A 25,029-nucleotide genomic window follows, 5' to 3' on the forward strand; every position below is an offset into this window, starting at 1 on the left:
TGTACTAAATGTTGTAAATATCTATCTTATATTTATCTAAGTTATTTTTTAACCAATTAATTGTCTCAGCAATTCCTTCTTCAAAGGAGTACTTTGGCTCCCAATTTGTTAAAGACTTAATCTTTTTATTTGAACCTAAAAGTCTTTCTACTTCACTCTTTTCTGGTCTTATTCTGTCATCATCACAGATAATTTTAGCCTTAGGATTGATTTGTCTTATTAATTCACTGGCAAGTTCCCCAATTGAAATTTCATTTTCAGTTGCTATATTTATCTCTTCTCCAATAGCTTTTTCTGATTTTGCTATCTCAATAAATCCTCTCGCTGTATCCTTAACATAGTTAAAATCTCTTGTTGGTGTTAATGACCCTAATCTAATTTCTTCTTTTCCCGCCAATAACTGAGTTATGATAGTTGGTATTACAGCCCTTGCTGATTGTCTTGGTCCATATGTATTAAAAGGTCTTACAATGGTTATTGGCATATTGAAACTTCTATAAAATGATTCAGCAATTCTATCCGCTCCAATTTTTGTTGCAGAATAAGGAGACTGACCTTGGAAAGGATGTTTTTCATCAATAGGAACATATTGTGCTGTTCCGTAAACTTCTGAGGTCGATGTAACGAGTACTCTTTCAGTATTCAAATCCCTCGCTGCTTGAAGCACATTCAACGTTCCTTTTATATTTGTATCAACATAAGAATCTGGTGAGTGATAACTAAATGGAATCGCTATTAATGCTGCTAAATGAAATACTTCATCAATTCCTTCCATTGCTTTTCTTACACCATTTGGATCTCTTATATCTCCAGTAAATACATCAATTGAATTTAATTTATCCTTTGGAAGAGTATCTAGCCACCCCCAAGTATTAAAAGAGTTATAATAAGCAAAAGCTCTTACATCATATCCCTCCTCTAAAAGAAGCTCCGTAAGATGACTTCCTATAAATCCATCTGCACCTGTTACTAATACTTTTTTCATTGCTGTCCTCCATTTATACTTATTCTTAAAACTACAACAAATTTCTATATGACTATTCAAAAATCAATATGAAATATGAAGAGTCTTTAGTGAAACATCTATACTATAAATATTTTACCAACAATTACATTGCTTTAACTAAAATACTATAATATTATCTTTAATTATTTAACTTATCTAATTCGTCTTTTATAATCGGAATGGCATATTTTACCTGATCATTAATACCTTTATATAAAAGTTTTCCATGATTATATATTTTATCGATCTTCTCTTTATAAGTTTCTTTTCCATTAAGCAAAAACTTTGAATCATTAATTGCTCGATGTACTGTATCAGCTAATAGATAATCTACAAATACCACTTTGTCATTTCTTTCCATTATGAATTCATCAATTTTATCAAGTTTCTTCAATGTACTATCAACTTCTGCAGTTTTAAACCTATTAATCGTTTTTAATTTTTCATTAAGTTCTAGAGCTTTATTCATCTTGCTAGAAACTTTTTCGAGATAACTTAAACTATCATCCAAAACTTTTTTAACTATATCAAGATCCAAGATATCCGCTACTTGGCCAAAGCTTGGAACTTCAATTTCTTGTCTATCATAATATTCTTCTATAGTTTCTTTTAACGTTCTAACTTCTGTGCCCTTAATATGAGCACCACCCTCAGTAGCATTTATGTACTTGAACTCTTTATAATACTCTAGTATATCCTCTAGAACTAATCTAAAATAATCTAAAGACTGAGAAGTTCTTACAAGACCACCAAAGACATCTTTTACGTATTTATCCATATCTCCTGCAACTTTTTCAAATTTTTCTGCATCCGCAAACTTTTCTTGAATAAATTTTGCATTATCAGCATGGACTTTTTCATTTGTATACGCCAAATCTTGACCAATGAATATTATAGGATTACATCCACAGTGAATTGCAAACCTGGTGCAGGAGTGAGCAACAGAACCTCCGATCGAAATGTTTTCAGTTTCTTCCTTGGCAATTTTATTAATGAAACCAGAATGAGAATAGAATATTCTTTTACCTTTATGCAATTCTAAAACCTTATGTGAAATTATTTCTGAATGAATTAAAGGTATATCATATTTTTCTAGTAAATCTGAGACTAAAGCGTTAGATTGTTCAGAGTTATCAATAATACTCATATAATCTGGGATTATACCATTCTCAACTAGAGGTCTTAATGTTCTTCCGCCACATATTATAATAAATTTTCCTTTAGCTTTTTTTAGTTCTTTAATATTTTTATCTAAGGAAGGTCCAGCAGATACTATAACAGCTGGAATATTTTCATGAATATTTTTATATCTATTTATAGAAGTTTCATTACATAGATATCTCAAATTTCTTACAGTCGATTCGAACCACGCTTTAGAAAACTTCACAGCAGTATTTTTATTAAATATCGCACTTCTTATACCATCTCTAATTAATCCTGTAATCTCCAAAACCTCTTTAGGAAATATAGTAGTATATCCTGGATGATTAATAATCTTAAATTGATAAAAAGCATTTTTTTGTATACTCTCTTCGATATTTATGGTTCTACCTTTCTCAAAACAAAAAATATTTATATTTTGTCCATTCAAGCAATCTACATTTCCATCTGTATCCTTGTAGAATTCTTGTAACTCTGAGTACTTTTCGCTTTTAGCATATGTTTCAAATATTTCTTTGTTTGGCTCTACTACTAAAAGTTTCATAGTAGAATTCATCTTATCTTTTAGCCGTTTTATATATTCTCCAGTTCCAAGTCCTATGACTAAAACAGTAGCAAAATCTTCCAGTTCCCCAATATCTTCGATAATTTTATTTATATCATTCTCAGCATTATATTTACTTCCTAAGTATCTTGATTTATTTTCTATGCTTAATTTAACGATATCATAACCGTCTTTACTTTTTTCATAAACTACTTCTATTTTTTCATCTAAACTATGTTCTTCCATATTTCCTCCCCAAAATTAATATGTTTAATATATCGTTTAATCTTATAAATTCTTTATAAATAATCCCTGTGACTATGTTACATAAAGGGAATAGTTTGCATTATTGAAAATTATACTATACCTTAATTATAATAACAAATAAATATTACAATAATTATAACAAAGTAGTTATTCATTTTAAAAGATATTCCCGCATTTATTCTTTTCCTCTTATACATTCCTTATACAAGAGACTACCCACCATAAAATATAGGAATTATTAAATATATAATATCCATCTTCTCAGTAATATTATTCATAAAATAAAATATAGAGACTATAACATAGTATTATTGATACCTGTTCCTAAATCTCCATATTTTTAAATCATATACAATTTCAGTTCAAAACTATCAACAGTTATCTTACTTTCATTTCTTTTTCAGTATGTATAATAGGAATTTCTTTCATAGAATAATCCTCTACTTTTGAAAAACCATTACCTGATTTTACTGCATCGAAAAACAAGTTTAAATTTCCCTCTGTTCCTTGGGCTTCCATTTGAACCAATCCATTTTCTAAATTCTTTACCCAACCAGTTATTGAAAACTTCATAGCACTTGTAGCACAAAAATACCTAAAACCCACAAACTGCACTCTTCCAGTAAAAAATAGCAAATACCTTTTCATCTGACACACCAAAACCTTTCAAAAATCATTATAACAAATCGCTAATTTTTCTCGATCTTAGTTCTTTTAATAAACTTTCTTGAATTTTCCTAAGTTCCATACTTATATTGCATTTTCCTTTGCGGTTATTTGAACAAAGTTCCTTATCTTGAATACACTTATTAAGAATAATTGGACCTTCAATTGCTTCTATAACACTGGCCATTGTTATATCCTCTGGGTTTGTAGCAAGAGCATATCCACCATTTATTCCTCTATAAGACCTTACCACATGTGCTTTGGTAAGTTTTCTAAGTAATTTAAGAAGAAATCTTAAAGGTATATCACAACTTTCTGCTATTACCTTTGCCTCAATTTTATTTGGATATTTTTCCGCAATATTTACTACAGCTCTTAATGCATAGTCACTTTCTTGTGTAATTTTCATAGTTATCACCTTTTTGAGTATTTATTTATACATAATGTATTAATCTTAAGATGCTACTTTCATCTTAGCTATTCATATTATAAATTAAATCACACCAATTATGTATAGTAAATATAATTATTGAATTTACTATAAAAAAAACAGCATCTTCAAGTTAATCTTAAAAATACTGCTTTTATAATGAGTTTTATGTATGGCTGGGATAGTAGGATTCGAACCTACGGATACCAGAGTCAGAGTCTAGCGCCTTACCGCTTGGCGATATCCCAATAACAATTCATTAAACGATTAAAAAACATATCATTCAAATGACATTAATTATATTATCATAATAATTACATTCTCGCAACCCTAAGATTATTAAGGATATTACAATTTAATATGTTCCCCTATAAAACAATATATTCATACATAAAACGATAACTAGAAAAAATAAATACATTTAAACCTTGATAAAAGTCACTTTTGAATATAGCTTGTCTTTGAATGGTTAATAAAAACACACACAAGGAAATTATTCGATGATATTTTTCACAATTGCCTTTGAACTTTTATCCATTACTACAAATGATTCTCCATTACTATTTTGAGCTGAAATATTATTTATAATATATGATGAGTTACTAATTATAACACCTTCACTTTTGCCAACAGGGAAACATTTTATATTGTCTATTCTAACACTTTTAGTGTTTTTACCTTTCCCTACTTCATCTAAAAATACATCGCATTTCACATTAGGTCTTATAGTATTTACATTTTTAACTGTTATATTTTTAATTATTGTATCACTACATTTATTTAACCAAACACCTTTTAACTCTTTGCTTTGCTTTATACTGTCACTATCTTCTATACTACTCTTCATCTTATATGCATCTGCTCCATATTCATCTACTTGAATCTCACCTATGATATGCCTATTTCCTGTAAGGTATACCCCATGCACATCAGATTTTTTAACCCAAATCTTACCTATAAATAAATTAGAAGGGTTATTACTTGCTCCATCTATTTCTACTGCTGCCACGTTGTTATGTCCTGCAGAATCCAAATCATCTACTTCGATTAATTTACACTTCATATTTGTAGTACCAGGACTAATATGAACCCCTCTACCTTTTATATTAGGGTAATCTGTAGCTTTTAACCCATCTGATTTGACATGTATAGCATCTACTGTAAGACCATCAACATTACGAGTTCCAAATCTGTCATATGTAACTATCGTTCCTCTTATAGTTATGTTCTTAATTTTGTTTTTACTATTTTCAACAAAGATGTGAACTAATCCTGTTAACTCTGCACCTTCTTCAAATCTTATGACTAAATTACTTTGAGAAATATTGAGTTGTGTTTTATATAGACCTTTAGGGAAAAAAACCTCATAACCTAGGTTTCTTGCATTGTCTAAAGCATTTTTCACAAGTTTATAATTATTCAATAATGAATTATCATATGGGAATACTCCATACCTTCTTACGTCACCATAGCTGTAACGTTCATCAGTAACTCCAATCTCATTTGCTTGTAGTGGATAATCTCCCAGTGATCTAGATATTATTTCTTTTGATTCTTCTTTATTTTGTACATATGTGCTACTTTGATTTATTTCCTTAGTTTTTTCAACTTCACTATATTTATTTTCTGAGTAATTGTATATGCACGCAAAGCTAAAAAGTAACAAGCTAAAAATCAGAAACCTAATTTCAAATTTCTTTCTATTTCTTAATTTTATCATCCACTCGCTTCCTTTAATATGAAAAACTTAAATTATATTCAAGTATATATTTGAAACTAATTATAAAATATTACATTTTATAAGTCAATTATAAGTAAAATAAAAAAGGTAGCAAATTTCTTAATTTTCATTTCAGAATAACTAATTTTGGACGATAATAATATTATATGTAATTAAAACAATAAATTATAAAATAACCTAATAATTATATATAATACTTTTTTAGCAAACATATCTGCTAATTACAAAATAAATAATATTAAACTGTACATATTTTTTTATTACGAAAAACTCTAATTACAATTATAAAAAGAAAGGAGATTATCAAAGGAATTACAAAACTTTGGTAAATTTAAAAATGAAAATTAAACATTTCTTTTCTAAGAGTAAAAATACAGAAGAAGCAGCAAAAGAAATTATATCTAATATTAAACAAATAGATGAAAAGTTAATTATTTTTTTCGCGTCACCTACTTATGATTTTTCTCGTCTATCTGAAATTCTCTACAGTGCTTTCTCTCACTGTGAAGTAATTGGATGTACTACTTCAGGAGAAATATCTGAAAAAGGGTTTTCTGATGATTCTTTAGTAGCTATGTCTATGGCATCCTCAAATTTAACTGTTAAATCTGTTCTTTTTGAAGATGGATATAAGCATCCCATATTAAAATCTGATGAAATAAAAACAACCCTTCAAACCCTTGGCTTTAACCCTGAATCTCAGAATATTGAAAAAGAAGGATTTGCTCTTACATTGTTTAATGGCTTATACAATCTCGAAGAAAAACTTCTTTCCGTAATATATTCTATAATAAGAAATAAAAACTTTAATGTTTTAGGTGGGACCGCTGGTGATAATCTAGCCTTCAAAGAAACCCTTATATGTCATAACGGTAAAATTATTAACAACGGAGGCTTAGTCACCTTTGTAAAAACAACCGAAAAATTTATGGTATATAAAGAAACGATTTTTAAACCTATGGGCAAATTACTTATCGCTACAAAAGTAGATGTAAGAAATAGAATAGTTTATGAATTTAACAATAAACCTGCTACTACAGAGTATGCTAAAGTCTTAGGAATAGATGAAAGAAATTTATCTGAACATTTTACTATAAATCCGCTAGGCAGAGTCCTTGGTGATGATATATACATATCTACCCCCTTTCAGATAAACTCTGATAAATCCATCTCGCTTTACTGTCAAATTCTCGAAAACTCTACAATTGAAGTTTTAGAACCCTTAGATCCCATTGAAGTTTCAGAAAAAACTGTAGCTTTTATTAAAGAAACTATGCCATCAGCAAACTTTGCCCTTATGTTTAATTGTATCTTAAGAACTCTGTACTTCAAAGAAACACTTATAACTGATAAGTTAACAAAGGTAATTGCTAAAGGCATTCCAAGATTTGTAGGTTTTACGACCTATGGTGAACAACTAAGAACTAGACATTTTAATCAAACCTTAGTTATGATTGTTTTCGAATAAAGGTAGGTGTATATATATGAGACTATTCAAAAATAAAAAAACATTAGCTGAAACAGCAGTAACAATTGCTGAGGATATTCCTAAAGAATCTGATGATTCTTTATACTCTATTAATAAAAATTTAATTAAAGGAACAGAAACCCTAATCACAGCTAATAATCATGCTATTAGCGAAGCAGCAATACATAACTCTGATTTTAACTTTAAAGTAAGAGATATAATGAATTCTTTAAAAAGAGAAGACTCTTTATTAGAAGAACAATCTAATATTGTAGAATCAATTTCCACATCCAACGTCTCAGTAGTAGATTCAGCTAAATTAGTAAAAAATCTTGTTACTGTCACAGATGAAACTATAGAAGAAGGAAATGTTACCTTAAAAAAATTTAAGGAAGAAATATTTGAAATCTCAAGGAGTATTTCTAATTTTAATGTAGTATTCGAAAGTTTGAGTGAAAAAATGGCTCAAATAAATGAATTTATATATATAATTGAAAATATATCCACCCAAACAAACCTTCTTTCTTTAAATGCTAGCATTGAAGCAGCAAGGGCTGGCGAAGCTGGAAAAGGTTTTGCAGTGGTAGCTAATGAAGTAAGAATTCTTGCTGAACAAACTAAAACAGCTTCAACAAAAATTAATACTGCAGTTAATGAAATAAACCAGGAGACTGAAAATATTAGTTCTGAAATAAATACTAGAGTAGAACGAATTAAAGATTTGAGTGTAATTTCTGATGAAACAGTGAAGTTTTTTTCATCAATCAAGAATGCTAATAAAACTACTTTTGAAAGCTTAGAGGATATAATCAAATTAATTGGAGATAATGATAAAAAAGTCAAAGACATGACAAAAATGTTAACTTCCATGACAGAACAATCTGAGTTAAATAAAAGCCATATAAATAACGCTATAAAATCAGCAAGGAATATTTCTGATTGCATTGATGAAATGGCTACTTATAATATTCAATTGGAAGATCTAATTAAAGACTTCTAATTCTTTTATTACTATGGCTTATAACATACATTGCATTTTAAATATTTTGTATAAGAAGAGTGTCCTATCTTATAATCTTTATTCTACTATAAGATAGAACACTTTTTTAGCTAATATATTCTTTCAATTAAAAACAAACTTCCGTTGACTAATGTAGCTAAATAAAAATAAGATTGCTTCTGTAATTACCTTCGATAATACCAATGGTAACATAAGAGTTGATGTAAACAAGGACATCATAACATAGTTACATACAAGAACTACTAGCACAAGAAAATAATATTTTACAAAAGAGTTTACTTTTCCTTTACTATTGAAAACGAGATTGCGGTTACAACCATAATTAAATAGTGAGCTACATAATCTTGATAAGAACACAGCAACAAACAGATTCCCAAGAATTTTTTCTATTCCTAATAATAATACAAAATCCAATACCCCAGAAAGAAGTGAAACAGCACTAAACTTTATCATAGGAATAAATACACGAATGGAATCTAACAGTGGCCTAAAATGAGACCCTTTATTGTTGCCATCATAAATAGTATCAATAGGAATTTCAATAATTTTATATCCAGATTCCTTCACCTTAAGTAACAAATTTAGTTCATATTCAAAACGTTCACCTTCAATACTACAAAGCCAAGGAAGCATAAATGAAGGATATCCTCTTAATCCAGTTTGTGTATCAGAAATATAATTTCCTGTAACTAATTCGAAAATTTTTCTAATTATCTTATTCCCTATCATACTTCTAAAAGGCACTTTACCAACAAATTTTCTAACACCTAAAATCATACGATCTTTATAATTCAAAATATTTTTCGCTATATTTTGAATATCTTCTGGTGAATGCTGTCCATCACAATCAACACAAACCACCCCTTCTGAATCTCCTGAATTAATAACTTCTAGAAAAGCAGTTTTAAGAGCAGTTCCCTTTCCTAGATTTATATTATGCCTAAGTACATTGCACCCTAATTTTTCAGCAGCTTTAAAAATTTCTTGATACTTTTCACCACTTCCATCGTCTACAATTATTATTTCCATATCCATTAAATCTTTAATTCTCTTTATTAAATCCAAAAATTTTTCACTTGGTTCATAAGCTGGAATAATGATCTTCATAGCTGTTCACTCCTTCATTCCTATTTTTATTTTATATAAAGAATATCACTTACGCCTCTTTCTCTACTTTTACCAAGAGGGTTATTAACTAATCTTCCATTAAAATACATAGTTGATGACCCGCCACCATCTAGGTTATAAGCTTCAGTACAACCTAAATCTATAAAAAGTTGTGCAACTTCATCTAAAGTCATCCCTCTACTGTAACCAGAACTTCTCCCATCGACTACGACAAATATGAAATGATTCTCATCGATTATACCTACTCCAGTTCTTGGATTTGAAGCTTCAATAGACCTATTGCCAAAATTTTTATCTATCTGTACTTTAGAAAAATCTCCAATAACTTTTCCATCTTCCACTAAAGCAGGTCCGAAAGATACTGTATTCCATACTCCTTGGTCGAGTAACTCCTGTGCACTTATTTCTTTCTCATCATAGATTTTCATAGAACCATCTTTGAAAAATGCAAGTCCTGTTCTCGCTGGTTCATTTCTATACAAAACTCCATTTCGTATCACAACACCATCAGATCTAAACCCGTAGTAATCTCCATTAATTGCAAAAATTGCATCCTGATCTTTTGCAATTTCTGAAGTATATTCAATAATATTAGTTCCAAACTCATTTTTAGCGAAAGCTGAAGCTAATTGTGTAGCATCTGAAACTTTAACATCTGCAACATAATAAGTTATTTTATCTTCTCCAGAACCTTTTACTACTTTTTGAATTTTTATAGTTTTACTGTCGCTGCCATAACTCCAATCATCCGATGAATAATTCTCATCTACCACGGCAGTACTAGTTGTTACTGTTACCACTTTTTCAGCATGTTCAATTAAATATCTATTAGCTAGTAAATATAAAATCATTCCAATAACAATAAATAGTGCTATTAGCGTTAACAAAATCATTCTAAATTTTTTCTTCTTTACCCCATTCATGAAACCTAAAAACCTCCTTGAACTTTTCTATGTTATTGATTCTATAATCAATTTCTTAAATTGCCCTTAAATATGATCAATAAATCAGCAAAACGAACTTATGAAAGTCACATTTCCTCGAAATTTTTATATTTCAAAACAAACAATTTATTTATTTTATATTAGAAGAATTAATCATAAAAACCATTTGAAAACTTTAATATTCTATTCCCATTAGAATAATTGCTAGTATAAGATAGTTATCTAAGCTCAATAATAATTAAGTAGTATAGATATAAATAAAGGAGATGAGTATAGTGGCAATAAATCCATATGGCGTTTTGAAGGGTAAAATTATGAATATACGACCAGCTGATACCGATGATAAAACTCCTCATTATGAAGTTCATATCAAAGGAAATAATGAAGATTATAGAATAGCAATTAATATTGCATCTAGAGAGTGGCCATCAGAAGTTTTATATTTGGTTGGCGAGGATTTTCATTCTGAACAATTAGATATGTTGCCAACATTATCAGAAGGATTTAAAAGAATTCACGATAGACATGATGAATTAGCAATAGATTATATAAGAGGTGGATTATTTGCCCCTTCAAAAATGATTGATCTGCCTGCATCAGCAGCTGGAGCAAATAATGAATTAAATGAAAAAGTTAATAAATATTTTTTAGAAGCAAAAGAAAAAGGTGCAATGGTGTATGCCTTTGGAGAAAAATATGAGCATGAAAAACGTGGCGATGAATACTTTGGATTTTCTCCAAACAGAGGTATCCATGACCTTCACATGAATCAAGGAAATCATACAGAATATCAAAAGGATGATGGTATTTGGCAAGATGGTGCAGTTCTTATACATTTTGAAGCAGAAAATCGTTGGGTAGGAATGTTCATAGCCTTCCAATCTCAATCCTGGAGTACAGATGATAGAGGCCGTGTTGAACGACCTGTAAATAGATGTAATCACAAAACAGTACGTGAGTATATAGCAACACCTCATTAGAATCATGTGAATTTCCATAATATAACTAATATTAGAATCTCTCTTCAAATAAGCAGAGTTTTAAAAATATATAAATTCAACCCCAGTGAAAATTGCTTTCCACTGGGGTCATTTTAACACGTAATTTTATAATTGATCTTCAAATATAAATAGAAAATTTTCTATATGGTATGGTAAGAGTCTATTTAAAGGATAAGGAAAATCCTTTAGTTCAAGGTAAGGAAATTCTTTTTTATTATCCCAAGGATGATATTTGGGCATATATGGTATGCTTAGGCTTTGAAATAAATTTTGTGCTCCATTTTTAGATACATTATGAATATAGATATAATCAGGTAAGGTTAAGTTTTTCTTAGTTTCTACATCTGGGTTTAAAGTTACAGATGTGTTAACACCAAAGCGCAAACAACTATCATATATATCTACAGGCTCAAATCCCGTAATTAAATTAATTTGCATAGGGTAATGTAATATTTTTAACAATTCATCAAACTTAATACAATTAAACAAACTAATTCGAACATCTGTTTTTTTACAATAGTTACTCATATCAGACAGTGAAGTACTGTCAATATTATATTGATTGGATTTGTCTAAACTATGTTTAAACCTATAATCATTACACATTGACATTGTTAAAAGTTCATCAAGAGTTTTTGTATCATTATAGGAATAGAGTTCATTATCAAATGCATTGATATAATAATCTTCATAATCTGAGACGAGTTGAGACAATGGCTGTTTTAACATAAAAATCATTCTCCTATTTAAAATTAATTACAATTAGACTATAGGGTTTACAAGGTATCTATTTATATCGCATAAAATTCTATATCAAAAGTATTTATTATATTTATTCTTTAAATTAAATACTCCTATTTACACCTTATTTAATTAACTTAATCTAATATATACTTAATATAGCATATCATAATATATTTTAACACATTATACAGAAACCCTATACTTTCTATATTTCATTAATAAAAAAATAAGGTGCTATTCCTTAAAGTAAGCACCTTATTTATGGTTTTTTATAATATAGCAACCTTGCTAATTAATTACTCTTCTCTTATCACTGTCTCTTGTGTATTATCAAAAACATTAATAAACATTTTCTTTATTTCACTTATCAATGGATATCTTGGATTTGCTCCTGTACATAAATCATCAAAAGATAATTCTGACATTTTATCTAAAGATGCATAGAACTTCTTCTCTGAAACTCCAGCTTCTTTAATGGTCATTGGAAGATTTAATTTTAACTTTAATTGATCAATGGCGTTTATTAATGCTTCAATCTTTTCATCTTCCGTTCCTCCACCTAATTGTAGGTAGTCAGCCATTTTTGCATATCTTGATTTAGCATTTGGATACTTGTACTGTGGGAAAGCAGCTTGCTTTCTTGGATCTTCTACTGAATTAAACCTGATTACTTCATTTATTAGTAATGCATTTGCAGTTCCATGTGGCACATGGTGTTCTGCTCCTAATTTATGTGCCATAGAGTGGCATACTCCAAGAAATGCGTTAGCAAATGCCATACCTGCTATTGTTGAAGCATGAGCCATTTTTTCTCTAGCTTTTATATTGGTTCTTCCTTCAGTGTATGCTAACGGTAAATATTTAAAAATTAATCTTGCTGCTTCTAAAGCTAAGCCATTAGTATAGTCGGATGCAAGAACTGATACATAAGCTTCAATTGCATGTGTTAACGCATCTATACCTGATGCAGCAGTTAGACCTTTTGGCATATTCATCATTAATTCAGCATCAATTATAGCCATACCTGGAGTTAATTGATAATCTGCTAATGGATACTTCACTCCAGTCTTTTCATCTGTGATAACTGCGAACGGTGTAACTTCTGAACCTGTACCTGCTGAAGTTGGTACAGCGACAAAAGTAGCTTTCTTACCAATCTTAGGCATATTGTATATCCTCTTTCTAATGTCCATAAAAATCATTGCTAAATCTTCAAAGGCTACATCAGGTTGTTCGTAAAGAACCCACATAATTTTAGCTGCATCCATTGGTGACCCTCCACCAACTGCTATTATTGTATCAGGTTCAAAGTTAATCATTTCTTTCGCACCTTTTCTCGCACTTTCAAGTGTTGGATCTGGCTGTACATCGTAGAATATTCTATAATCAACACCTATTTTGTCTAATACTTTTGTTACATTATCGAGAACGCCTAAGTCATATAAAACCTTATCTGTTACAATAAATGCCTTCTTCTTTTCCATATCTTTTAGTTCTTCAAGAGCCATCCCCAAACAACCATACTTAAAGTAAATCTTTTCTGGCACCTTAAACCAAAGCATATTTTCTCTCCTTCTAGCTACACTCTTAACATTTAACAAGTGTTTAACTCCAACATTTTCTGATACTGAGTTTCCGCCCCAAGAACCACAACCTAGCGTAAATGATGGAGGAACTTTAAAGTTATAAGTATCACCTGCAGCACCATGTGAAGCTGGCATATTTATAAAAGTTCTTGAGGTTTTCATCGCTGCGCCAAAACTTTCAATTCTATCCTTACATAGTAATTCATCAGTGTATAAAACAGAAGTGTGTCCCATTCCACCATAAGCTAAAAGCTTGGTAGTCTTCTGAAGAGCTTCATCAAAGCTTCTTACCTTATACATAGCTAAAACTGGAGATAACTTTTCATGTGACAATGGTTCTTCTGGCCCTATTAATTCAACTTCTCCAATTAAGACCTTAGTTGCTTCTGAAACCTCAATTCCTGCTAATTGAGCTATTTTATAAGCAGTTTGACCAACAATATCTGGATTAACAGCACCATTAATCATTATAGTTTTTCTAACTTTATCTAATTCATCATCCTTTAAAAAATATGCCCCTCTTTCTATAAACTCATTTTTAACCTCATCATAAATTTTATCTATTACAACAATGGCCTGCTCTGATGCACAAATGACGCCATTATCAAAAGTTTTTGAAAGAAGTATTGAGTTAACTGCCATTTTAATATGAGCCGTTTCATCAATTATTACTGGCGTGTTACCTGCACCAACTCCAAGTGCCGGTTTGCCAGATGAGTATGCAGCCTTAACTAAGGCTGATCCCCCTGTTGCTAAAGTAATATCTGCTTCTTGCATTACAATTTGTGAAAGTTCAATTGATGGTTCATCGATCCATCCTATTATTCCTTCTGGTGCTCCAGCTTTAACCGCTGCATCAAGAACTATTTTAGCTGCCGCTATAGTTGATTTCTTTGCCCTAGGATGTGGAGAAAAAATTATACCGTTTCTAGTTTTTAATGCAATCAAAGATTTAAATATCGCTGTTGAAGTTGGGTTTGTAGTTGGAACTATTGCAGCAACAACTCCAATTGGTTCAGCTACCTTTGTAATACCAAAAGCATCATCTGTTTCTAAAACTCCACAAGTTTTTTCATTTTTATACTTATTGTAAACATATTCTGATGCTAAATGATTTTTAATAACTTTGTCCTCAAATACTCCCATGCGAGTTTCTTCAACTGCCAGCTTTGCTAAGGATATTCTTTCATTTAGAGCAGCCATAGCTGCTTCTCTAAAGATTTTATCAACTTGTTCTTGTGAAAACTCGGCAAATTTCCTTTGAGCCTCTCTTATTTGCGCAATCCTTTTTTTTAACTGTTCAACGTTAGTAACTTTCATAAACTTACCCCTCTTTCATTTTTGAAATATATTTAATAAATCCTATATATTAAAACAGCATACACTTGTATATCCAGTAGATGCTAATTTAATTACTTGTAAACTTCTTAAAGATTTCTGCTATTTATAAAAGTACATTTCAACAACAAGAGTCATCTTTGTTATTAATTTAACAATAATAATTATGCCTAATCATTATCAAAAATGCATAAAAACATTTTAAATAACATTTTTAATAAATCTTTAATGCATTAATCAAGTAGCGATATTATAATTTTATAATTCATAGATTTCTAAGATTAGTCTATGTTATTTTTTTAACATTTGCTATTTAATAATATAATAATTTATATTCTCTTTCACTTCAATTTATATAAGTTTAAAATTATGAGCATTTTTTACTGACAATTTTAAACTTCTTCTTTCAAAGATAAATTATAGTATATCCATAAACACAAATTCACATATATAAGTTCCACCATTGAAACTTTATCGAAATCCTATGTACATATTGAAAAATCAATATAACCTATCAAAATTCTTTATCAAAACTTATATAATAAAAAATCATGAATGGTTTTAGGATTTCTCCTTCATTCCACTCATGATTCTTAATTCAATCTTATTATATTCAACTTTTTAAATTAGGTATTAATAATTTTCAAGCTATCAAGCTTTGTTTCAAAGCCACACAGATTTCAAAACAACTATCCTTATTATTCAACAGTAACGGATTTTGCCAGATTCCTTGGCTTATCAACATCGCATCCTCTTTGTACTGCAATATAATATGCTAATAATTGTAACGGAATTACTGTTAATACTGGTAATAATATATCTTTAACCTTTGGAATATACATTGCAGAACCAACAGTCTTTTCAATTTCCGTATTTCCTTCAGCTGCAAATCCTAGAACTTTAGCACCTCTAGTTGTTACTTCTCTAATATTACTAACCATTTTTTCAAATAAATCACTTTGGGTAGCAAGTGCAATAACTATTGTTCCTTCTTCAATTAACGCTATTGTTCCATGTTTTAATTCTCCGCCAGCATATGCTTCTGAATGAATATAAGATATTTCCTTTACTTTTAAAGATCCTTCCATAGCAACAGCATAATCTAATCCTCTTCCTAAGAAGAACATATCTTTGTGAGAATAAGTATTTACAGCAAACTTTTGCATTACTTCTTTATGCGTTAACATTTCTTCTGCCAATTCTGGTAACTTGAGCATGTCTACCTTAATTTCTTCAATTTCTTCCGAAGAAACTGTGTTTAAGTTTTCAGCGAAGAATAATCCTATCATATACATTGTTAATAATTGAGTAGTATAAGCTTTAGTTGATGCAACTGCAACCTCTGGTCCTGCCCAAGTATAAATAACGTCATCAGCTTCTCTTGATACTGAACTACCAACCACATTAGTGATTGCAATAACTCTAGCCCCTTGTGCTTTTGCCTCTCTAAGTGCGGCTAAAGTATCTGCTGTCTCACCAGATTGACTCATTACTATCATTAATGTTTTATCGTTTATAATTGGATTTCTGTATCTAAATTCAGATGCGATATCAACTTCAACTGGTATTCTTGCGAGATTTTCAATTACATATTTACCTACAACCCCAGCATGATATGCAGTTCCGCATGCTACTATATATACTCTGTTAATATTTTCAATTTGTTCTTTAGTAAGAGTTATCTTATCTAAACTAATTGGGCTACCTGGAACAACTCTGGATGATAAAGTATCTCTAAAAGCTTTAGGTTGCTCATGTATTTCTTTGATCATGAAATGTTCATATCCACCCTTTTCTGCTGCATCAGCATTCCAAGTTACATGATGAACTTCCTTATTAACTCTTTGTTTTTCAGCATCATATATTTCTATGCCGTTTTTTGAAAGTACTACAAATTCTTTATCATTTAAATAGTAAACATCTCTCGTATAATTTAATATTGCTGGAACATCTGAAGCAATATAGAATTCACCTTCTCCGATTCCTGCAATAAGTGGGCTGTCTTTTCTAACTGCTACAATTTTATCTGGTTCATTGATGCATACTACCCCTAGTGCGTAACTTCCTTCAATTTTTGTAGTAGCCATCATTACTGCATCTAATAAATCACCTTTATAAAAATAATCAATAAGATTAGGAACAACCTCTGTATCTGTTTCTGAAATAAAAGTATATCCCTTAGAAGTTAACCATTCTCTTAGGTGCAAATAGTTTTCAATAATACCATTGTGAACTACACTAATTGTATTATTACTATTTGTATGTGGATGTGAATTTATATCCGATGGCTCACCATGAGTTGCCCATCTTGTATGGCCAATTCCAATTGTTCCATTTAAAGGCATTTCCTTTAATTTTCCCTCTAAATTTGCAAGTCTACCTTTGCTCTTACTGACATTCATCTTTCCATTTTCGTCCAGAACCGCAATACCCGCTGAATCATATCCTCTGTATTCAAGCTTGCTTAGTCCATTGATTAAAATTGAAGAAGTTTGTTTTTTTCCGATATAGCCTACTATACCACACATAATTTTATTCCCTGCCTTTCAACTATTTTGTTTTAAGGCTTTTAGGTACCTCCTAGAGTTTGTACCAAAAATCGCTTTTTGCTTTTCACTAGGTTTCCGGTAGTACCATACCGCAGGGCATCCGCCGAAATTTCGATTCTCCCTGTCCTCGTCAACTTAAGCGTGTGTTTCCAATAAAGAAAATCCACTTATATTTACTCACCGAGTAAATTTAACTGACTGAGCCAAAGATTCAGAGAACCAATTGTTCCACTCTCATTCACTCGCTGAGTAAGTTCGTCTAACTGAATCGAAGATTCAGAGACTTTCACTTGCTCGACTCACATCCGTTCGCTGAGTAAGTTCGTCTGACTGAATCAAAGATTCAGAGACTCACTTAAGTTCTGGCGCTTTGTTATATAGTTAAAAGCCTACAACACATTATATTATAGATATAGAAATTTGACAAATGAATTTAAAAATATCTGAAATTTAATAATATTTTTATAATTCTTTATATCCTAAGTATTATACACCTCACAATTGTGAGGTGTATAGTGTTATTTTAATCCATCAATAAATTCAACGTATTTAGCACGATCTAAGAAGTTCTTAACAGTGATTATAGTCGCATCACTAGAAGCTGATTTTTTTGCTCTTTCAACTAAACTTTCTTGTGTAAATACTACATCAGCAGTTTTTGGTATATCGTCAACTGGTGAATGCTTTACATCAATATTAGTGATTCCTGCATCTTTTAATGCCTTTTTAAGAATAGATTCTCCCATCGCTGATGATCCCATACCAGCATCACAAGCAAACACGATTAAGCTTATATCTGATTTTGAAATTTCTGTTTTTGCTAAAGTTTGACCTTTACTTTCTGCCTTCATTGCTTTTACTTTTGATTGTGCTTCTTCTAAATCTTCTTGTGATTCAGGATTTCTCTTAATAATTAATGCTGCTACTAAGAATGAAGCAACTGTTGCTACCGCTACCCCTGCAAGTACTGGTAAAAGCCCACCTTTTGGTGCCATTGCTATTAATGCAACTATACTTCCTGGAGAAGGTGATGCTACTAACCCTGCTCCTGTTGCTACAAAAGTTAAATTTCCAGCTACTCCACCAGCTATAACTGCTAATATTAATGCTGGTTTCATTAGCACATATGGGAAATATATTTCGTGTATACCACCTAGGAAATGGATGATTATTGCACCTGGGGATGATTGCTTTGCTGTACCTTTACTATAAAACATATAAGCTAATAATATTCCAAGTCCCGGACCTGGGTTTGGTTCAAGTAAGAAGAAAATTGATTTACCTACTTCTTGTACTTGTTGTACTGCAAGTGGTGAGAATACTCCATGGTTTATTGCATTGTTCAAGAATAAAACTTTAGCTGGTTCAACTACAAAAGCTATTAAAGGTAATAACCCTGCATTTGTTATTGCTTGTGCTGCATTACCAAGGCCAGTTGAAATACCTGATACTACTGGTTCAATAACTGAATAAGCTAATAGTGATAAACCACCGCCTAATATACCTGATGAAAAATTGCTAACTAACATCTCAAAGCCTGTTGGAACTTTTCCATCAACTAATTTATCAAATTTCTTGATTAAATATCCTCCAAATGGTCCCATAACCATTGCACCAAGGAACATTGGCATTGACGCTCCTACTACAACACCTGCTGTTGCTATAGCACCTACAACACCGCCTCTTTTACCATATACGATATTACCGCCTGTATAACCAATAAGAAGTGGTAATAAATAAGTTATCATTGGTCCAACTAGTTTTTCAAAATATTCGTTTGGATACCACCCCTTCGGAATAAATAATGCTGTTATTAATCCCCAAGCTATAAAAGCTCCAATGTTAGGGATTACCATACTACTTAAAAAATTACCGAACTTTTGAATTCTTTCTTTGCCTGATGCTTTAGTTCTTCCTGAAACATTTTGCATATATGATTCCTCCTATAGTTTAATTATTATCTCCTACACTTAATATGATACGGTTTACAATACCTGAATTCAATTTATACAAATTCAATTTCAGGATACGTTTTCATTGACAACTTTGAAGTAAAAAACTAAATTGTTTCTTTTAGTTTTTTAACTCCGGTATTTACTTAAGATAGCAAACTTTTAATTCTTCATATTTCCTGACAATATCTGTGATTACTTCATCATCTTGTGACAATCCAGTTACATCACTGACAGTCTTTACAATCCCATTAGTCCTAATATTATTTTGAATTCCTTGTGCTTTTTCGTCATCTTCAAAATCAAATAAGAATCCTGCTGCGATACCAGTTAAAATATTGTTAGCCTCTAAACCTAATTCATAACAAAGTTTTAATGGTGTTACTAATCTGTCATTAGCTGATAATTTTCTTACTGGGTCGCGACCTACACGGCTTAATTCATCTTGAAGATATGAATTTTCAAATCTACCTATTATTTTTTTAGAATAATTCTTTAACTCCTCAACGCTAATACCATGTTTAACACTTAGAGCTTTAATTCCCTCATTGTGAAACCCTATAGCTGCATTTCTTATGACTTCATCCATTGTTACAGCCTCATGGATAAATTTATAGTTTTTAATGTATCCCAAATATGCTATAGTTGCATGAGCACCATTTAATAAGAATAATTTTCTTTCAAGGTATGGTCCTAGCTTGTCCACATATTCAGCACCCTTAATTTCTGAATTGATCTTTATCTTGTCTTTTTCTATATCCCATTCATAAAAATCTTCTACTGCAACATCGATAGGCAATTCTTTTTCAATATTAACATTTGGGACAATTCTATCAACTGCGCTATTTGGGAATCCAACTTTCTCTTGTAAGTATTCAGTTAGTTCTATACTAGCCCCATCAAAAATAGACCTTTTGAGGATATCCGTAGCAAATAATGCGTTTTCGCAAGCAATTATATCAAGTTCTTTTTTATTAACTTGTACTCTTTTTTCTAAAAGATCTCTTAAAACGTTTCCAGTACTAGCCAAATTATTAGCACCTATTGACGTTGTTATTAGGTCAGCTTCCGACACTGCTATTTCCAAAGCTTTAATATCTTTTAAATGTATTGCACTAACATTTTTAACTTCTTCTTTATTTTCTGAAGTACTTAAGGTTATAACTGTATAATTCTTATACTTATTAATAGCATCTACTAAGAAATCTGAAATATCCACAAAAGTAACATCATAGCCTGATTTATATTGTAAGTACCCAATAAAACCTCTTCCTATATTGCCAGCACCAAAATGAACTGCTTTCATATTACATTTCCCCCTCTTCAATTATAGAAATTATTTCTTCTGGAGAACTTGAGTTTTTTAGTCGTTCAACATTCTCTTCATATTGTACTGTTAATGCAATTTGAGATAATATCTCCATATGGGCATCACCTACTCCAGCTATGCCTATAACAATATAAGCAATATTTCCATCACCAAAATCTACACCACTTGGATATTGAAGTATTACTATTCCTGAGTTTAAGATTTCTTTCTTATATTCATTCATTCCATGAGGAATGGCTACTCCGTTTCCAATATAAGTAGTGACTTCTTCCTCCCTAGCTTTCATACCTTCTATATAATTTTCTTTCACATACCCATTTACTACCAACAACTTACCTGCTCTTTCGATAGCTTCATGTTTTGATTCTGAAGCTAAGTTAAGTACAATATTTTGTTTTGATAAAACTTCCATCCTATTTGTCCTCCTCAATATTTACAATATTAATTAAATAGTCCCTAATATCTTTTAAGTTTCCTATTTTTAACATTTCAACAAAATCATCATATTCTATTAATGCTGAACTAACTTTGCCTAACATCTGCAATATATAATTACTTTCTGAGTTTCTTGCAAGTAATACTAAAAATGTATCCACATCTTCTGTTGTAAAACCTACACTTCCCATAGAAAGTGATTTTTCAAGTCTATATACTCCTATTAGAGGAGTGCTCATTTCATCGCTCCGAGTATGAATTAATGCAATGTTACTACCTGGAACAACTACATTTCCCTTTTCTTCTCTTTTAAATATGAGTTCTCTTACTACTTCCTTATCTTTAATAAATTTTTTGTCTGCTAAGTCGTCAACAACATGATTTATCAAATCTACGAAAGTCTCAACATTTGCTTTTTCTAATTGAAAGTTTTTTATTACTGAATTAGCTATCTCATACTCAGTATTTGAAATTTCATTTTTATTTGTTTCATTTTTAGTATCAGTAAATTTTTCTTTACTGATAGCATTGACTTTTAAATTAAAAATGAAATTGCTTATCTTCTCAATATTTTCTTGAGTTAAAAATGGAGATACTTCTATAATATTACTTGCCTCATTTGACATTACCGGAACAGTAGCTAATATTAAATCATATTTATTTTCTAAATTTGAATCGTTTATATCATGTAAAGATCCAATAGTAATATCCTCTATATCCGGAAAAAGAGATTTTATCTTATTATTTATAATTCTTGATGTAGCTATTCCCCCCGAGCATACAATGAGTACCTTTATTTTTTTTAATATAGACTGCTGTCTCTGAATTGCAACCTCAATATGCATAGTTATATATCCAACTTCTTCTCGAGGAATTTTTAGATTGTACCTAGAAAAAATCAATTTACATTTTTCGTTAATTATCTCGAATAGTTGTGAATAATGTTCTTCTATCTCGTTTATTAATGGGTTAATAACCTTAACCCCTAAGTTCAGCGTATAGAAAGTTTGTTTAAAATGCTGAGTTAAATCTTTTATCAATTGGTCATCTATTGATAAATTTGAGTTTATTTTTTTTGAAACTTCTGTTACAAGTTCTCTAACTACATCTCCATAATCAATATCTGACTCTGTACTATTCCCTGATTTTTTATATAAATATTTATAGTCACTTAAATATAAATAGAGGTAACCTAGTTCATCTTCTGGCAGTACGATACCCCTTTGCTTTAAACTTTCATCTAAAAATTTTATACTTTCATAGTCTACTAAAACTCTAATATCTTCTTTCACCTTCTGCGGCAAAAGTATATTGTCGGAATTTTCTGTCTTTTTTATCGCCAACAACACCTGAATGAAAAAGCTTAGGTATTTAACATCATTTATTTTTAAAGATTGAAATTTGTCTTCATTTAATACATCTTTCACTAGATTAATTGTTTTACTACCAAAAATGATCTCGAAGAACGATTTCACTACTGAGTCAATTTTTCTGTTATAAAAATACGATAACAAATCGTCAAAAGTTTTAAACTCAAATAAAAGATCAACAAAAGCATTTCTTTTATTCCATTCAGATCCTCCAATAGATATACCGTAACTCCTTTTTTTAATTAAACATAGATTCTTTGTAATCAGAACTTTTTCAATGCTGTCTAGATCCAAGCTAATACTCCCCATTACCACATTAAATTTGTGACTAAAATAAGAAGCTTTTAATGGTTCTTTACTAACTAATAATTCACAAGCAATAATTATCTGCCTTTGTTCTTTTGTAAATAACCATTGGACTGGAACTGAGTTTAATGATGCTTTTATCTCTTGAATATTTTCTTTATTCCCTGCAATGTTTAAATCCATCTTTTCATCGTTAAATATTTTAATACTAGACTTCTTTAACTCTGCATTCAGTGAAGCTATCTCTCTTAATATTGTTCTGGAACTTACATTTAGTTGCCTTTCAAGACTATTAATATTAATTGATCCTTCATACAACACTTTGTTTAGTACAAATTGCTGTCTAGGAGTTAAATTATTCATGTTAATCACCTAGCTAATCATAGATTTTATATCTTTATGATAATTTATCTTAATCCTCAATTCAATTTCAACAAGTTCAAAATAGTGTTACGTTTTCAATGACAAATTTAAAAATAAAACAACTATTAATATACATTCCTATAAGTACACTAATAGTTGTTACCATCTTTATTATATTTATTCTTTATTCATAGCCGTTAAAGGCCTATTCAACAGATTTTAACCATCCTCTTGTTTTACCTAAAATATGTTCAATTTTAACCTTCATTATTTTAACTACATTTATGAATATGTCCACTAATAGACTTTTCGAAACCCTTTCACACTATCTATAAAACCAACATTTTCATAAAACTTATGAGCCTCTTTTCTAAAACCAGATGATACAAGGATTGAATAAGCACAATTATTCTTTTTAGCAAATTCATCAAGAGCTTCCATAAGTTTTCTTCCAATTCCTTTTCCTCTCAAACCTTCTTTAACAATCACATCTTCGATTACCAAGAAAGGAACTGTCAAACTTTTGCAGCATATTCCAAGTACAGAGCCTAGAAGTTCATTGTCTTCCTTAGCAACTAATAAATGATAACTTTCATCCTTTAACATTTGCTTATATACTTCAAAAGAGTTTTCAATTGAAAGTTCAAATGGAACTAGACTACTATATAACTCCAATAAATGTGGAATATCCTCTGCCTTTAACTTATCTATAACCATAATTTGAAATACCCCTCTCCACTTCACTATTTCCATAAGCGAAAATATATTTCTAATTATATCATATAGGGTTTAGTTTTGTTTTAACTGAAATTTTATATCTAATATAAATCATTTTTCATAAATTTATCAAGAAAAACTGCAATTCCATCTTCTTCATTAGTTGTTGTTACATATTTGGCAATATCTTTTACCTTTTCAATTGCATTCCCCATTGCTACACCTATACCACATTCTTTTATTAATTCAATATCGTTAACATCATCTCCAAAAAACATCACTCTATCAATACTTGTATCTAGTCCCTTAAGAATATACCTTAATGAATTTAACTTATTTACTCCTTGAGCCATAATCTGACCTAATTTTCCGTTATCAGTTATAATCAAATTACAATCTAAAGGTAAGTATAATTTGAAATCATTAATATCTTGTATATTGCTCATATCTATTAAAACCTTAGTAGGAGCTTCTAACTTAAAAGTATTTAAATCGATTGTCTCAAACTTAGTAGTTCCAAAAATACTATCATTTTTAAAGTTAGTATACAATTTATTGTTGATCTCAAAACCTACCTTACATTGAGCATACTTTCTTAGTATTAAATCTTTAATACTTTCAGCTGAATCTAATGATATATTTTGTATATATATTCTTTTATTGTTTTGATAAATTTTTGCTCCATTATAAAATATCATAAATTCCCGTTGCAATTCTGCTGGAAGCCTTATTACTTCTAATCTTGGCGATCTGGCTGTAACAATAACTATTTGTTTGCCTAGTTCTTCACACTTTTTCAAGGCTTCTATTGTTTTTTCTGAAACTGTCTTGTCGTTTTTTAATAAAGTTCCATCTAAATCAAGCGCAATTACATCAAACATTAAATTATTCTCACCTCTTATTCTATAAAATACTTGCAGGTTCTATTTCTTTCGTGCATTTATGTAATGATATTTGCACTC

At 30.2% G+C, this 25,029-nt stretch carries 19 protein-coding genes and 1 tRNA gene; 3 read left to right on the top strand and 17 right to left on the bottom strand.

The window, feature by feature from the left end:
- Nucleotides 1-4 precede the first annotated feature (4 nt).
- From CLOCEL_RS11960 to CLOCEL_RS11985, 6 genes are all read right to left on the bottom strand, one after another.
- The gene (locus CLOCEL_RS11960) at nt 5-985 is read right to left on the bottom strand and encodes an NAD-dependent 4,6-dehydratase LegB (protein ID WP_010074441.1); all 981 of its coding nucleotides are present in this window, start codon (nt 983-985) and stop codon (nt 5-7) included.
- A gap of 160 nt (nt 986-1,145) precedes the next feature.
- A complete protein-coding gene (locus CLOCEL_RS11965; protein ID WP_010074440.1) occupies nt 1,146-2,957 on the bottom strand; it encodes a motility associated factor glycosyltransferase family protein in 1,812 nt (603 codons plus the stop codon).
- Nucleotides 2,958-3,356: 399 nt separating this feature from the next.
- Nucleotides 3,357-3,626 (bottom strand): acylphosphatase, encoded by a 270-nt coding sequence (locus CLOCEL_RS11970; RefSeq protein WP_013291750.1) that lies wholly within the window; start codon nt 3,624-3,626, stop codon nt 3,357-3,359.
- Nucleotides 3,627-3,654: 28 nt separating this feature from the next.
- Nucleotides 3,655-4,053, bottom strand: a complete 399-nt coding sequence (locus CLOCEL_RS11975; RefSeq protein WP_010074438.1) for an RrF2 family transcriptional regulator — start codon at nt 4,051-4,053, stop codon at nt 3,655-3,657.
- A 194-nt stretch (nt 4,054-4,247) separates the two neighbouring features.
- Nucleotides 4,248-4,322 (bottom strand) — tRNA-Gln (locus CLOCEL_RS11980).
- A gap of 245 nt (nt 4,323-4,567) precedes the next feature.
- A complete protein-coding gene (locus CLOCEL_RS11985; protein ID WP_010074437.1) occupies nt 4,568-5,794 on the bottom strand; it encodes a hypothetical protein in 1,227 nt (408 codons plus the stop codon).
- 358 nt (nt 5,795-6,152) lie between these two features.
- Between CLOCEL_RS11985 and CLOCEL_RS11990 the strand changes: the two genes are divergently transcribed.
- Together CLOCEL_RS11990 and CLOCEL_RS11995 are read left to right on the top strand one after the other, a co-directional pair.
- On the top strand, nt 6,153-7,283 hold the full coding sequence (locus CLOCEL_RS11990) for an FIST signal transduction protein (RefSeq protein WP_242655154.1): 1,131 nt from the start codon (nt 6,153-6,155) through the stop codon (nt 7,281-7,283).
- A gap of 16 nt (nt 7,284-7,299) precedes the next feature.
- Nucleotides 7,300-8,283: a methyl-accepting chemotaxis protein gene (locus CLOCEL_RS11995; protein ID WP_010074435.1), complete on the top strand. Its 984-nt coding sequence runs from the start codon at nt 7,300-7,302 to the stop codon at nt 8,281-8,283.
- A 123-nt stretch (nt 8,284-8,406) separates the two neighbouring features.
- Here CLOCEL_RS11995 and CLOCEL_RS12000 read toward each other — a convergent pair whose 3' ends face one another.
- Together CLOCEL_RS12000 and CLOCEL_RS12005 are read right to left on the bottom strand one after the other, a co-directional pair.
- Complete coding sequence (locus CLOCEL_RS12000; RefSeq protein WP_010074434.1) at nt 8,407-9,411, bottom strand: bifunctional glycosyltransferase family 2/GtrA family protein; 1,005 nt, start codon at nt 9,409-9,411, stop codon at nt 8,407-8,409.
- A gap of 26 nt (nt 9,412-9,437) precedes the next feature.
- Nucleotides 9,438-10,355, bottom strand: coding sequence for a phosphodiester glycosidase family protein (locus CLOCEL_RS12005; protein WP_010074433.1), 918 nt, complete (start codon nt 10,353-10,355; stop codon nt 9,438-9,440).
- A 287-nt stretch (nt 10,356-10,642) separates the two neighbouring features.
- On the opposite strand from CLOCEL_RS12005, the gene CLOCEL_RS12010 reads away from it, so the two are divergent.
- Nucleotides 10,643-11,356: a YukJ family protein gene (locus tag CLOCEL_RS12010; RefSeq protein WP_242655155.1), complete on the top strand. Its 714-nt coding sequence runs from the start codon at nt 10,643-10,645 to the stop codon at nt 11,354-11,356.
- Between the two features lie 126 nt (nt 11,357-11,482).
- Here CLOCEL_RS12010 and CLOCEL_RS12015 read toward each other — a convergent pair whose 3' ends face one another.
- The 9 genes from CLOCEL_RS12015 to CLOCEL_RS12055 all read right to left on the bottom strand — a co-directional run bounded on the left by CLOCEL_RS12015 (nt 11,483) and on the right by CLOCEL_RS12055 (nt 24,948).
- Nucleotides 11,483-12,106, bottom strand: coding sequence for a hypothetical protein (locus tag CLOCEL_RS12015; protein WP_010074431.1), 624 nt, complete (start codon nt 12,104-12,106; stop codon nt 11,483-11,485).
- Nucleotides 12,107-12,417: 311 nt separating this feature from the next.
- On the bottom strand, nt 12,418-15,027 hold the full coding sequence (adhE, locus tag CLOCEL_RS12020; protein ID WP_013291751.1) for a bifunctional acetaldehyde-CoA/alcohol dehydrogenase: 2,610 nt from the start codon (nt 15,025-15,027) through the stop codon (nt 12,418-12,420).
- Between the two features lie 716 nt (nt 15,028-15,743).
- The gene (gene glmS, locus CLOCEL_RS12025) at nt 15,744-17,573 is read right to left on the bottom strand and encodes a glutamine--fructose-6-phosphate transaminase (isomerizing) (protein WP_010074428.1); all 1,830 of its coding nucleotides are present in this window, start codon (nt 17,571-17,573) and stop codon (nt 15,744-15,746) included.
- Between the two features lie 539 nt (nt 17,574-18,112).
- Complete coding sequence (locus CLOCEL_RS12030; RefSeq protein ID WP_010074427.1) at nt 18,113-19,525, bottom strand: PTS mannitol transporter subunit IIBC; 1,413 nt, start codon at nt 19,523-19,525, stop codon at nt 18,113-18,115.
- 163 nt (nt 19,526-19,688) lie between these two features.
- The gene (locus CLOCEL_RS12035) at nt 19,689-20,852 is read right to left on the bottom strand and encodes a mannitol-1-phosphate 5-dehydrogenase (protein WP_010074426.1); all 1,164 of its coding nucleotides are present in this window, start codon (nt 20,850-20,852) and stop codon (nt 19,689-19,691) included.
- A gap of 1 nt (nt 20,853) precedes the next feature.
- A complete protein-coding gene (locus tag CLOCEL_RS12040) occupies nt 20,854-21,288 on the bottom strand; it encodes a PTS mannitol transporter subunit IIA (protein ID WP_010074425.1) in 435 nt (144 codons plus the stop codon).
- 1 nt (nt 21,289) lies between these two features.
- On the bottom strand, nt 21,290-23,350 hold the full coding sequence (locus tag CLOCEL_RS12045; RefSeq protein WP_010074424.1) for a BglG family transcription antiterminator: 2,061 nt from the start codon (nt 23,348-23,350) through the stop codon (nt 21,290-21,292).
- Nucleotides 23,351-23,647: 297 nt separating this feature from the next.
- The gene (locus CLOCEL_RS12050; RefSeq protein ID WP_010074423.1) at nt 23,648-24,067 is read right to left on the bottom strand and encodes a GNAT family N-acetyltransferase; all 420 of its coding nucleotides are present in this window, start codon (nt 24,065-24,067) and stop codon (nt 23,648-23,650) included.
- 101 nt (nt 24,068-24,168) lie between these two features.
- The gene (locus tag CLOCEL_RS12055) at nt 24,169-24,948 is read right to left on the bottom strand and encodes an HAD family hydrolase (RefSeq protein ID WP_010074422.1); all 780 of its coding nucleotides are present in this window, start codon (nt 24,946-24,948) and stop codon (nt 24,169-24,171) included.
- Between the last annotated feature and the right edge of the window lie 81 nt (nt 24,949-25,029).

The sequence above is a fragment of the Clostridium cellulovorans 743B genome, from assembly GCF_000145275.1.
GTDB lineage: Bacteria > Bacillota > Clostridia > Clostridiales > Clostridiaceae > Clostridium_K > Clostridium_K cellulovorans.